Source organism: Chthoniobacterales bacterium (assembly GCA_018883245.1).
GTDB lineage: Bacteria > Verrucomicrobiota > Verrucomicrobiia > Chthoniobacterales > JACTMZ01 > JACTMZ01.
Genome location: VEQL01000033.1, coordinates 1 through 12355 on the forward strand (window position 1 = coordinate 1; position 12355 = coordinate 12355).

Genomic DNA, 12355 nt, shown 5'->3' on the forward strand with positions numbered 1-12355 from the left:
GTTGAGCACGTGCGTGTAGATCATGGTGGTGCTCACGTCGGAGTGTCCGAGGAGTTCCTGCACGGTGCGGATGTCGGCACCGTCTTCTAGCAGATGCGTGGCGAACGAATGCCGTAGGATGTGCGGGGTGACGGTCTTGACGATTCCGGCATCGCGGGCGGCCCGGCGCACGGCTCTCTGGATGTTGACCTCGTGCAGGTGATGGCGACCGGTGCGTCCGGTGCGCGGGTCGACCGAGAACCCAGCGGCGGGGAACACGTATTGCCAGCCCCACTCGCGGGCGCGTCCGCCGTATTTGAGGGCGACGCCGTCGGGCAGTTCCACATCGCCGTAGCCTTTGGCCAGATCCGCCTCGTGAATGGCGCGCACTTTGGCGATCTGGTCCCGCAATTCTTCGACGAGGGAAACGGGCAGAGGTGCGATACGGTCCTTGCCGCCTTTGCCGCGACGCACGGTGATTTGCAGAAGTTCGAGATCAACATCTTGCACTCGCAATCTTAACCCCTCCATGAGTCTCAGTCCCGCGCCGTAGAACAAGCGCACGGGCAGGCGGCAGGACTCGGGCAGCGACTCGAAGAGCCGGGCCAACTCGGATCGCGAAAGCACGACCGGCACACGGCGACGTTGCTCGGCGCGTTGCACGCCCTCGATGCGCCCGAAATCCATTTCCAGCACGGAGCGGAAAAGGAAGAGCAGCGAGTTGAAGGCTTGGTTTTGCGTGGCGGATGAAACACGCCGCACGACCGAGAGGTAGTCGAGGTAGTCTTTGGCCTGCGAGGGGTGGAGGTCTTGGCGCTTTTCCGGCGCGGCGTAAGCGAGGAAGCGCGTGATCCATCCCACGTAAGTTTGCTCGGTGCGGTAAGAGTAGTGGCGGGCGCGGACGGCGGCGCGGATTTCGTCGATGAATGGGGCAAAGCGCGGCGGCAGTTCTCCGCGGTCGGACTTGCCTTGATGCCGGGCACGGAGGAACTCTTCGTCGAGCGGCGGCCGCCGTTCGGGCGAGGCCGTGGCGGCGGCCAGCGGCAAGCGCACTTTCCAATCAGCCGACCACGGGGCGGGGTAGCGAGACTGGTGCAGGAGTTTGAGCGCCGCCTCCGCCTGCTCGATCTGCCAACCGGCTTTGCCTTGGTCGGCGAGATTCTGCAAAAAGGCCTCGACATCGGATTCCCCAGCGTCCACGAATTTGCGAGGCGAGAGATGCTTCCCCCAAGCCATGACCCAATTGGCCCAATATGGAATCAATGATTCCTGCACGCCCTTTTTCCGGGCCAAGTCCCCGAACTGCTCGCGAAAGCTTGAATGGGCCATAGCGGATGGAATAATTCAACAATCGCACCTCACTTACAAGTAATATGCGACCAGTCGTAAAACCCAATATTAACGAACTGTCGTATATTATACGTTCGGTGAAAGTATGAAACGCCGCCTCATCATCGCCATCACCGTTGTTCTAGTAGGCATTGCGGTTTCCTACCTACTATGGCCTCACAGGACTGTCGACAGCGTGATGAACGACTTCTTCAGTGACGATGCTAACCGTGCGGAAGACATGCTCATGGATCCATTGATCCTGCACGCCGATCTCGTGAAAAAACGTGTCATTGAAGAGGTCGCTGTTCGCACGATGCCCAAGCGGCGATATGCGATCGGCTTCCTGGGGGTCGCAGGCATCACCGAAGCTCTGCCGGTATTGCGGACGATACTTGGTGATGAATCCGAGGAGGACTACTTTAGAGCGGATGCCCTTGAGAGCATCTACCGGATTGCAGAGGAGGAGGGGCTCGCCTTGGCGAGTCAGTATCAGTCGCGCACGAATTATCTCGGTTGGATCGCGGAAGGGTTGATCAATGGGAGCCACAAACCTTTTGTGCGCAGCTACGCGCAGGCAGCCGTCGGCCATCATGAATAGCGACGAAACAGCACCGAACAAACCGGCTGCACCGAACGCCGGGATCGCGCCTGGCTTGACAATCGGACACCATCGGCCCGGCACCGGTGAGCCGGGACGTTAGGCCACTTCCTATGAGCACAACAAAGCACCAAGAGGCTGTGCGGCATTTTTTGCGTTGCTTGCTCGCCATTCCGGTCGGCTTTGTCGCTGCGTTGGTTGTCTGGACGCTTGTTCCAGCACCAGACAGCGGACCAGATTTATTGAGGGTGACGAAGCAGTTGGCGTTCACAGCCATATTTGTTTCGGCATTTTGTTTTCCGGCCCGCACTCGCTGGTTTCACGCTGCTGCCCTGCTCGGACTCGGCATCGCTGCGTTTTGTCTGATGAGGCCGATAGACTACCAGAGTTATCAGTGGCATGGTTTGCCGAATTTCCGGTCTATTGTTCTCGGTGGTTCGTTCGCGATACTGGCACACATGCTTATTGATTTGCTGGTTTTGATTGCGACGTGGCCTAACCAGGGCGCTGCAGCGAACGGCCTCTCCGCCGTCCGTTCGAGCGTCGCGGGAGTTCGTGCGCGCACGGTGCGCTCCACCGCCGCCGCCGAGGCCGCCGCTGAGCTTGGTCGTTCGCGTAAAAAAAGCGCCTTGACGCTGTCGTAGGTATGATATATCCTCATACCTGCTATGAGTGCTGCGAAAATTGCCATAACCATGGAGGAGAGTTTAGTCGAGCAACTCGATCGGCTCGTGCGGGAGCATGTTTATCCCAACCGAAGCCGGGCGATTCAGGACGCCGTGGCCGACAAGTTGCAGCGCATGGACCGAGGGCGGTTGGCTCGCGAGTGCGCCAAGCTTGATCCGAAGTTCGAGCAAGCTCTTGCTGAAGAGGGGATCGGTTCGGAGATCGAGCAATGGCCCGAATACTGAGGGGCGACATCGTCTGGGCCGACCTCGAGCCGACGCGCGGAAACGAGCAGGCGGGACAGCGTCCGGTTTTAATTCTGAGCGAAGATGTTTTCAACGAGCGGTCGGGAACAGTTATAGCCATTGCTTTGACCAGCCAGCCGCAGAGAGCCGGTTTCCCGCTCACGCTGGAATTGCTCGATGCGAAGATGCCGAAGCGATCGTGGGCCAAGATCAGCCAAGTTCGAACCCTTTCCGTTCAGCGCCTCAAAAAGAAGATTGGCAGAGCTTCAGCCGGGGAGATGGACCAGATAGTCGAAGGCTTGAACGAGCTGATTGGCGGAGCAGGCTGAGCTTAGGAGGAGTTTGCAAAAATGCTGCGCACTTCGATCTTCGCCACTAGATCGCTCCAACTTCATACTCCGAAGCCCGATTTGAGCCCCGATGGAAACAGTAGCAACCGCGAACAAACCGGACCAGCCGACCTCGCTGCGCTCGGCGGCTGACCTCAAGCGTTCAGAGAAAAATTCATTGCGCCACACACAGCGATGTGTGAACTTGCGTGTGGAAAGATAGCCATGGCAACCAATCTTCAACTCGATGATCGGCTCATCGCAGAGGCTGCCGCGCTGGGCAAACACCGCACCAAGAAGGAGGCGGTGACTCAGGCTTTGACAGACTACATCCGTCACCTGCGGCAGGATCGCATCTTGGATCTTTTCGGGAAGGTCGAGTTTGACCCAGGCTACGACTACAAGCGCCAGCGGGCACGGGCGTGAGGGTGCTCGTCGATACGAGCGTCTGGTCACTGGCGTTGCGGCGTGACGACCGGCAGCATCCGGAGAGAGAGGAGCTGCAGCGGCTCGTGTCCACCCATGTCGCTGAAATCATCGGGCCGGTGCGGCAGGAGATTCTTTCTGGCGTGCGGGATCAAACGCAGTTCGCGCGGCTGGAAACGCACCTTGCGGCATTCCCCGACGTTCCGCTGCTGACGGAGGATTACGTAACGGCCGCGAATTTTTTCAACCTGTGCCGATCCAAGGGCATTCAGGGCTCGAACACCGATTTCCTCATTTGTGCGGTCGCCGTCCGGTGTGACTTGGCGATCTTTACCACCGACGGGGATTTCCGGCACTTCGCTCAATGTCTGCCCATCGTCCTGCACGAGATCAAAACAAAGGCGGGCCCTCCCTCGACCGGTCTCCGCCGCCCCACACGGAAAAGCAGGGAGTGACCTTCGCGCAAATTTATGATCGCCATAGTGAACGTAGGGCCGCACGACGATGCGGATCCGATGGGGGATCGCACTTACGAGGTGCGGATCAATGAACAGGTCATTACGACCTTCCGCCACAAGCGGAGTAACGGCCTTGGTTGATGTCTTCTCGCAGCGAGCAAAGCTGTCGAGAAACAAAAGTGGATGGATGTGGAGATGTTTCTTTCGGGGAACGCTCCAGATGACAATGCCGGCGGCAAGGTGAGGCGGAGGCGCAAACCATCGGGTTTGCAGAACGCGTGGCGTCGTATGGTAGAAGACGAGCCTTGGGAGTTTTTGCGGGTGTCGGATGTCAAAGAGTTGCTGGGATTCACCAGCGAGAAACCCATCCGCAGAGCCATGGCTCAGGGGCGCCTTCCCTATTTCCGCTTCGGGCGGACACTTCTGCTGAAACGGGAGGATGTCCTGAACAGCCTAAAGAGGATTGCCTCTCGCGCGGAAATTCTTTGCTGACGCCCCGGTATCATCGGGACTCCGGAAGCCTCGGATGCTTGGCCCTTACTGGCCGGTCTACGATCCTTTCAAGCAGTGCCAACCCAGTGATGGATAAACTTTTTCTTAACTGCCTTTTTCTGCACCCCTGATCTCAATTCACTCAAAGTCAATGTCTTACACAGTGAACCGCGCCTATAGGGCAAAGCATCCACCTCAGCGTTATTCATTTCCCTGCGGATACTACGGACACCCCAAGCGGGAGTGCCGCTGTTCGCCGGGGCAGGTGGACCGCTACCGCCAGCGCGTTTCGGGTCCGTTGCTCGATCGCATCGACATCCACGTCGAAGCGCCTCCGGTGGAATATGACGAACTTACCTCGGCGCAGCCTGCCGAGTCGTCGGCCGCGGTCCGTGATCGCGTGGAGAAGGTCCGCCGGATTCAAGCGGAGCGTTTTGCCGGACGCTTGAAGCCCGCGCTCAACGCCCGCATGACGCCGAAGCTCATGCGCGAGCACTGCGAAATCTCCGCGTCCTGCCATGCGCTTCTCAAACATGCCATGGAGGACCTGCACCTTAGCGCCCGGGCGCATGACCGTGTGCTCAAAGTGGCGCGGACCATCGCCGATCTGGCCGGAGCAGAGAATATCGCCGAGGACCATCTGCTCGAGGCTCTCCAATACCGAAGTCTGGACAGGTCCGTCTGGATGTAGAACCGATCCCGACGGCCCTTGGCAAGCGCCGCACCAAAGAGAAGGCGATCGCCCCCAAGTTGGCGTCGCTCCGGACCGAAGAGAGGGGCTTGATGTTGTTCACAGGCGGGGGGTGATGGCCCCGGCAGTGCTGGTCGGCCGCAAACCCGGCGAAGCCGCCCCGGCTGTTTCGCTTGCCGGCTCCCCCGCACGAAATCTGCCGGGTGCAAATTAAATTGAACGATCGTTTAGAACGACTGTCGAAACAGATGTCGCTGCCAACAACCCCAAGCGATCCCCAAAAAATGGAATCACCCGAAACAAATATCGGACTTTACCTGCGTGAGATCAGCCAGGTTCCGCTTCTGACTCCCAAGGAGGAGGTGAGGCTGGCCTCCCAGATCAAGCGCGGGAGCAAAAAGGCCCGCGAACAGATGATCAAGGCGAACCTGCGTCTGGTGGTCAAAATCGCCCACGATTTCAACAACTACGGCCTGCCGCTCCTCGACCTCATCTCGGAGGGCAACATCGGCCTGATGAAAGCCGTGGAGCGTTTCGACCCGAAAAAAGGCGGCAAGCTCAGCACCTATGCGTCGTGGTGGATCAAACAGTCCATCAAGCGCGCCTTGGCCAACCAGAGCAAAACCATCCGCCTGCCTGTGCATCTCGTGGATAAAATCGGCAAGATCCGCCGTGTGGCCGCACGCATGACCGAGGAACTCGGGCGCGAGGCGACGGACGAGGAGCTGGCCGAGGAGTTGGGTCTTCCGGTGGCGAAGGTCACACATCTGAAAACGGTCGCGGTCCGTCCGGCCTCGCTGGACGCGCGGATCAGCGCCGAGGATGAGACGCCTTTCGGGGACTTTGTGGGCGACGAGCGCGCCGAGGATCCCTTCGAGGTTTTGCGCGACAAGGATCTGCGCGACGAGGTGGGCGACCTCCTCGATGCGCTGGATGCGCGCGAGCGCAAGATTATTGCCTACCGTTACGGCTTGGGCGGCGGGCGCGAGCGCACGCTCGAGGAGGTCGGACGCAAGTTCGGCGTGACGCGCGAACGCATCCGCCAGTTGCAGAACATCGCCCTTCAGAAAATGCGCAAGGCGCTCCGCAAGCGCGAGGAGGTGAAGCTTCCCGAAACGCTGCCGGCTGTTGTTTAGCCGGCGGTGGCAGGGTGGCTTTTCATTGCCTTGCCGCGGGGGAATGCGGGACGTCAAGGAATGACCCGCAACTGCACCGATCCGTGGCGGCGGTCGCCCTCCACGATGTCCGTCACCACGACGAGATGATCGCCTGATTCCGCGCGGCCTTGGAGGAGCAGCGCGGCCTCGGCGGCAAAGACATTCTGCTCGGGTTGCGGCACGAAACCCATGCGCTGGGCTTGGACGCCGTAGAGCAGCGCGAGGCGGCGGCACACGTGTTCGTCCGGCGTGAAGGCGTAGATCGGCGCGTGCTCGGGGCGGAGGTGCGAGGCGAAGAGCACCATGTTGCCTGCGTAGGTGAAGACCACGATTTTGGCGTGGGGAAAGTTGTTGGCGAGGTTCACTGCGGCTGCCACGGTCTTGTGCCGCGGGCCCTCCATCTCGGCCTCGCGGGAGAATCCCGCGCCCCCGCTCCGCTCGATGCGCCGTGCCACGCGGTCGAATGTTTCCACGCACTGCACGGGGTATTTGCCGACGCTGGTCTCCCCGCTGAGCATGATGGCATCGGCCTGTTCGTAAACCGCGTTGGCCACGTCGGTGATCTCCGCGCGCGTGGGCAGGGGGTTGTTGATCATCGATTCGAGCATGTGGGTGGCGACGATGACCGGCCTCCCGGCCTTGATGCAGGCTTTGACGATCCGGCGCTGGATGATCGGCAATTCTTCCATCGGGCATTCGATGCCCAGGTCGCCCCGCGCGACCATCACCGCATCGGCGGCCATCATGATTTCCTTGAAAAATTTCACCGCGTGCTGGTCCTCGATCTTGGCGATGACGTGCGCCTCGCTCCCGAGGCGGCGCAGTTCCGAGCGCATCGCCTCGACGTCCGCGGCCTCGCGGCAAAAGCTGAGGGCGAAGTAGTCGAGGTCCAACTCCACGCCCACGGCGATGTCCCTGTGGTCTTTTTCCGTGAGCGGCGGCAGGTTGACCTTCACGCCCGGAAGGTTGATGTGGCGGCGCGAGCCGAGCACGCCGGGCGTGAGCACCTCGCAGCGCACGCGATTTTCCTCTTTCGAGAGGACTTTCATGTGGATGTTGCCGTTGTCCACCATGACGACGTCGCCCACCGAGATGTCGTCGATCAGGCCGTCGTAGTTCACATCGACCGAATACTGCTCCTCGCTGCGCGCGCCGCGGACGGTGAACTCCACGGTGTCGCCCGGAGTGAGTTGCAGGTTCGTCGCCAGATCGCCGGTCCGGATGGCCGGGCCCTGTGTGTCCATCATGATCGCCACGTTGGCCGAAGTCTGGCGTGCGACTTCGCGGATGCGCGGCGTGATCATCCTGACCCACTCGTGCGTGGCGTGGCTCATGTTGAGCCGGAAGACATTGGCGCCCGCCGCGATCAGGCGGGAAATCATTTCCGCCGACTCCGTGGCGGGTCCGAGCGTGCAGATGATTTTGGTTTTGCGCATGGCGTAGAAAAGACAACAGGCTGCCCGCGCGCAAGACGCGAAGTTGCCGTTGTGCTCAATTAGAACTTGCCGGCGCGGCGCGGTCGGATTTTCCTGCCCGTTTATGAAAGATCCTTTTGGCGCATTGCGGAAATTCAATACCGGGACGGGCGGGGAGGCATGGTTCTATTCTTTGCCGGACTTGGAAAAGCAAGGACTCGGTCCGGTCTCGCGCTTGCCGGTGAGCATCCGCATTGTGCTGGAGTCGGTGCTGCGCAACTGCGACGGGCGCAAAGTGCGCCCGGAGGACGTCAAAGCGCTGGCCGCGTGGAACGCGGAGAAACCGGCGGCGGAGGAGATCCCCTTCGTCGTGGCGCGGATCGTCCTGCAGGACTTCACGGGTGTGCCTTTGCTCGTCGATCTTGCGGCGATGCGCGATGCGGTGGCCGCCGCGGGAAAAGATCCGGCCATGATCGAGCCCCTGGTTCCGGTGGATCTGGTCGTCGATCACTCCGTGCAGGTGGACTTCTTCGGCAGCGCCGAGGCCCTGCGTCTGAACCTCGACATGGAATTCAAGCGCAACCGCGAGCGCTACGAGTTTCTCAAGTGGGGCCAGCAGGCTTTCAAGACTTTCGGTGTCGTCCCGCCGGGCATCGGCATCGTGCATCAGGTGAACCTCGAATACCTGGCCAAGGGAGTGCTTTCGCAGCCGTGGGAGGGCTCGAAAATGTATTATCCCGACACGCTCGTCGGAACCGACTCGCACACGACGATGATCAACGGACTCGGCGTGGTGGGATGGGGTGTCGGCGGCATCGAGGCCGAAGCGGGGATGCTCGGCCAGCCGGTGTATTTTCTCACGCCCGAGGTTGTCGGTGTGCACATGACCGGACGTCTGCGCGAGGGTGTCACCGCCACGGATCTCGCCCTGCATGTCACCGAGCTTCTCCGCAGGACCAAGGTCGTGGGCAAGTTCGTCGAGTTTTACGGCGAAGGCGCGGCCTCGCTGCCGCTTCCCGACCGCGCGACGATCGCGAACATGGCTCCGGAATACGGGGCGACAATGGGCTACTTCCCGGTCGACGGGGAATCGGTGAACTACCTGCGGGGCACCGGGCGAACGGACGAACAGTGCGCGGCCTTCGAGGCTTACTTCAAAGCGCAGTCGATGTTCGGCATGCCGCGCAAGGGCGAGATCGACTACAGCTCGGATCTCGAATTGGACCTCGGCTCGGTGCAACCAGGCGTGGCCGGCCCGAAGCGTCCGCAGGACCGCATCAACCTGCCCGCGCTGAAAGACACCTTTCGTTCGCTTTTGGAGAAACCCGTGGCCGAGGGCGGCTACAATAAACCCGCCGGCGGACGTGCCGCGCCCGCCTCGATCGTCGTCGAGCGCCCGCGTTTCGATATTCCGACCGACGAACAGAAACAGGTAGAGGAGATGGAGGAAGATCGTCCGACCCCGGACAATGTGGCCGGCAAAAAAGGCGACGGCGCCGCCGTGCTCGACCACGGCAGCGTGGTGATTGCCGCGATCACCAGTTGCACCAACACCAGCAATCCGAGTGTGATGCTCGCCGCCGGGTTGTTGGCAAAAAAAGCGGTGGAACGCGGGCTGCACGTGTCGCCCGCGGTGAAGACATCGCTCGCCCCGGGATCCCGCGTGGTGAAGGACTATCTGGCCGCCACGGGTCTCCAGCCGTATCTCGACAAGCTCGGATTCCAGATCGTCGGCTACGGTTGCACCACCTGCATCGGCAATTCGGGGCCGCTGCCCCAGGCCGTGGAAGAAGCCGTCACCGGCCACGATCTTGTCGTGGCATCGGTGCTCTCCGGCAACCGCAACTTCGAGGCGCGCGTCCACCAGAACGTCAAAGCGAACTTCCTCATGTCGCCGCCGCTCGTCGTCGCGTTCGCGCTCGCCGGGCGGGTGGACATCGACCTTTCGCGCGATGCGATCGGCAAAGGCAAAGACGGCAGGGATGTGTATCTGCGAGATCTCTGGCCGATGCAGGACGAGATCCGCGGCGTCATGCAGGCCGCGCTCAAGCCGGAGGTTTTCCGCAAACTTTACCGGGACTTTTCGGAGCAAAATCCCAAGTGGAACGAAATACCGGCGTCCGCCGGCCAGCTCTACAAGTGGGACAAAAAGAGCACTTACATCCAGCATCCGCCGTTTTTCGAAAATTTTTCGATGCAGTCCGGAAAAATCGCCGACATCCGCGGCGCGCGTCCCCTGGGAATTTTCGGCGATTCGGTCACCACGGACCACATTTCGCCGGCCGGCGCCATCAAGGCCGCGTCGCCCGCGGGCAAATACCTCGTGGACAACGGCGTCGAACCCAAGGATTTCAACAGCTACGGCAGCCGTCGCGGCAACGACCGGGTCATGACACGCGGAACATTCGCCAACGTGCGCATCAAGAACCTCATGGTGCCCGGCGTGGAGGGTGGGGTGACAAGATATTTTGCCAAAGGATCGAATGACGGGGAACAATTGGCGATCTTCGACGCGGCGGAAAAATACAAGGCCGATGGCACGCCGCTCGTGGTCTTGGCCGGACAGGAATACGGCACTGGCTCGAGCCGCGATTGGGCGGCCAAGGGAACCATGCTCCTCGGTGTCAAAGCCGTGGTGGCGCAGAGCTACGAGCGGATCCATCGATCCAACCTCGTCGGTATGGGCGTTCTTCCCTTGCAGTTCGAGGAGGGAACCAGCGCCCAGACGCTCGGCCTCGACGGGTCCGAGACATTCGATGTCATCGGACTCTCGGATGATGTGAAGCCGCGGCAAAACCTCACTTTGCGGATCACGCGCGCGGACGGCAAAACGCAGGATGTCGAGGTTGTCCTTCGCATCGATACTCCGATCGAAGTCGAATACTACCGCCACGGCGGCATCCTGCCGTTCGTGCTGCGGGAGTTGATGGCAGCCTAAGGGAAGGCGGGGCGGTGTGAAGCGCCTCTGGGCGTTTGCTGCCGTATGCTGCGGGGTGTAGCTTTCTCCCCGATGAGCCCTGACATTTTACGCGCCTGTGCCTGCTTCGCGGTGTTGGTTGCCGCACCTTGCATGGCGGTGGAACAAACTTTCCGCTACGAGGATGCAGCCGCCTCCAAGGTCGAGATTGCCGGCGAGTTCAACGATTGGAAGGCCGCGCCGATGGAGTCGTCTGCGGATGGCGTATGGAGCATCACACTCGACCTCCCGGCCGGCACTTACGGCTACAAGTTTCTCGTCAACGGCGATGCGTGGATGCTCGATCCGGCCAACCCGGATCGCAAGGAGGTGGATGGCAATGAGAATTCGGCTGTGACTGTAGGAGAGGGTGCTGCTGCTCCCGTCGATCAAGCGAGCGGGGGTTCTCCGCCTGACATCGACGGAAGCGATCCGGTTGCAACGGCTCCGGGCACGTGGACATTCACCTACGCTGCCCCGGAAGCGCAGGCAGTCTTCGTTGCGGGGAGCTTCAATGGCTGGAACACCACGGCCAACCCGCTGTCGGAAGCCGGGAACGGCGTTTGGACTACGACCGTTTCGCTACCCGCGGGTCAAACGGCCTACAAGTTCATTGTCGATGGCGAATGGAAGACGGATCCGGCCAATCCCGCCCTTGCCGAGGATGGTTCGGGCGGGAACAATTCCGTCGTCACCATCGGTGACGCAGCGGAGGGCGTCGATTCTCTGCCGAGCGGCTCACCGGATGAGTCGTCCGCGCCGACCGAGACGGAGGCCGCAACGCCTGCGGCCGAGTCCGCACCGGAGCAGAGTGCGACACCCGTGTCTTCGCCCGAGCCGGCGGCAAAAACATTCCAATTTGCAGGCTCTCCGCTGGTCGCCGGCCAATCCAACATCGTGGAGATCCCCGTCACCAACAGCGGCCTTCTCATGTTCTTGGAGAAGGCTTACGGCAAGCCGTCAAACAAAGCAAAGGCGCTCCTCGTGCTTCCCGCCGGCTTCGAGCCTTCCTCCAGCTATCCGGTGGTGATCGAAAGTGCGACCACGGACGGAAACGGGTCGAGCATAGACGGGGCGGAGCCATACCTCGGCACAGTCCGGGAAAAAGGTGTGGTGCTGCTGGCGGTCGATGGCGAGTTCGGCAAACCGGAAGGCGGCGGCGATTCCACGACATTCCGCTGGGCGCTCGTCGAGGCGGCGTTGCAGCAAATGCAGAAAGAATGGCCCTCGAGCAAAACATGGCCCCTGATCACCGCCGGCATTTCGGGCGGGGCCGGCTATGCGAGCTACAACGCCATCATGCTCGTGAACAAACGTTATCCCATCATCGGCATGTTCCTTGCCAACAGCGGATACAGCCCCGTGCATTTCGCGGAGGAACTAAAACGTGCGCCGGACGCCGCGATGCGGAAAGTTCCGGTGTTCATGACCGCCGGAGACACCGACACGATTGCCATCAAGGAAATCACGGAAGCGGCCCGTGATGCGGCGAAGAAAGAACGCTTCAGGAACGTTCGCTACGAGACGTTCCCGGGCGGGCACGAACTGTCGCCGTCACTCTTCGCGGCTTCCATCGACTGGTTTGTCGAGCAAAGCAAGCAGTAGCAGCTG

Annotated in this window: 12 protein-coding genes; 10 read left to right on the plus strand and 2 right to left on the minus strand. The window is 61.1% G+C overall.

Annotation, left to right across the window (positions count from 1 at the left end; genetic code table 11):
• A partial coding sequence (locus FGM15_10690) for an integron integrase (GenBank protein MBU3666324.1) occupies positions 1–1215 on the minus strand: 1215 nt, incomplete at its 3' end.
• 199 nt (positions 1216–1414) lie between these two features.
• Between FGM15_10690 and FGM15_10695 the strand changes: the two genes are divergently transcribed.
• From FGM15_10695 to FGM15_10730, 8 genes are all read left to right on the plus strand, one after another.
• The gene (locus tag FGM15_10695) at positions 1415–1909 is read left to right on the plus strand and encodes a hypothetical protein (protein ID MBU3666325.1); all 495 of its coding nucleotides are present in this window, start codon (positions 1415–1417) and stop codon (positions 1907–1909) included.
• A 161-nt stretch (positions 1910–2070) separates the two neighbouring features.
• Positions 2071–2553: a hypothetical protein gene (locus FGM15_10700; GenBank protein ID MBU3666326.1), complete on the plus strand. Its 483-nt coding sequence runs from the start codon at positions 2071–2073 to the stop codon at positions 2551–2553.
• A gap of 24 nt (positions 2554–2577) precedes the next feature.
• Positions 2578–2820 carry a ribbon-helix-helix protein, CopG family gene (locus FGM15_10705; GenBank protein MBU3666327.1) on the plus strand — a complete coding sequence of 81 codons (243 nt, stop codon included), beginning with the start codon at positions 2578–2580 and terminating at the stop codon, positions 2818–2820.
• Positions 2805–3149, plus strand: coding sequence for a type II toxin-antitoxin system PemK/MazF family toxin (locus tag FGM15_10710; protein MBU3666328.1), 345 nt, complete (start codon positions 2805–2807; stop codon positions 3147–3149). Before FGM15_10705 ends, FGM15_10710 begins: the two co-directional genes overlap by 16 nt.
• 225 nt (positions 3150–3374) lie before the next feature.
• Complete coding sequence (locus FGM15_10715) at positions 3375–3575, plus strand: type II toxin-antitoxin system VapB family antitoxin (GenBank protein ID MBU3666329.1); 201 nt, start codon at positions 3375–3377, stop codon at positions 3573–3575.
• A complete protein-coding gene (locus FGM15_10720; protein MBU3666330.1) occupies positions 3572–4030 on the plus strand; it encodes a PIN domain-containing protein in 459 nt (152 codons plus the stop codon). Before FGM15_10715 ends, FGM15_10720 begins: the two co-directional genes overlap by 4 nt.
• Before the next feature lie 646 nt (positions 4031–4676).
• Positions 4677–5216, plus strand: a complete 540-nt coding sequence (locus FGM15_10725; protein ID MBU3666331.1) for an ATP-binding protein — start codon at positions 4677–4679, stop codon at positions 5214–5216.
• A gap of 284 nt (positions 5217–5500) precedes the next feature.
• On the plus strand, positions 5501–6352 hold the full coding sequence (locus FGM15_10730) for an RNA polymerase sigma factor RpoD/SigA (GenBank protein MBU3666332.1): 852 nt from the start codon (positions 5501–5503) through the stop codon (positions 6350–6352).
• A gap of 53 nt (positions 6353–6405) precedes the next feature.
• Here the strand turns inward: FGM15_10730 and pyk are convergent, their stop codons facing one another.
• Entirely contained in the window at positions 6406–7809 is a 1404-nt protein-coding gene (pyk, locus tag FGM15_10735) for a pyruvate kinase (GenBank protein MBU3666333.1), read from the minus strand.
• A 103-nt stretch (positions 7810–7912) separates the two neighbouring features.
• Here pyk and acnA point away from each other — a divergent pair, with 103 nt between their 5' ends.
• Both acnA and FGM15_10745 read left to right on the plus strand, forming a co-directional pair.
• Positions 7913–10726, plus strand: coding sequence for an aconitate hydratase AcnA (acnA, locus tag FGM15_10740; GenBank protein ID MBU3666334.1), 2814 nt, complete (start codon positions 7913–7915; stop codon positions 10724–10726).
• Between the two features lie 45 nt (positions 10727–10771).
• Positions 10772–12349, plus strand: a complete 1578-nt coding sequence (locus FGM15_10745) for a hypothetical protein (protein ID MBU3666335.1) — start codon at positions 10772–10774, stop codon at positions 12347–12349.
• Positions 12350–12355: the final 6 nt, after the last annotated feature.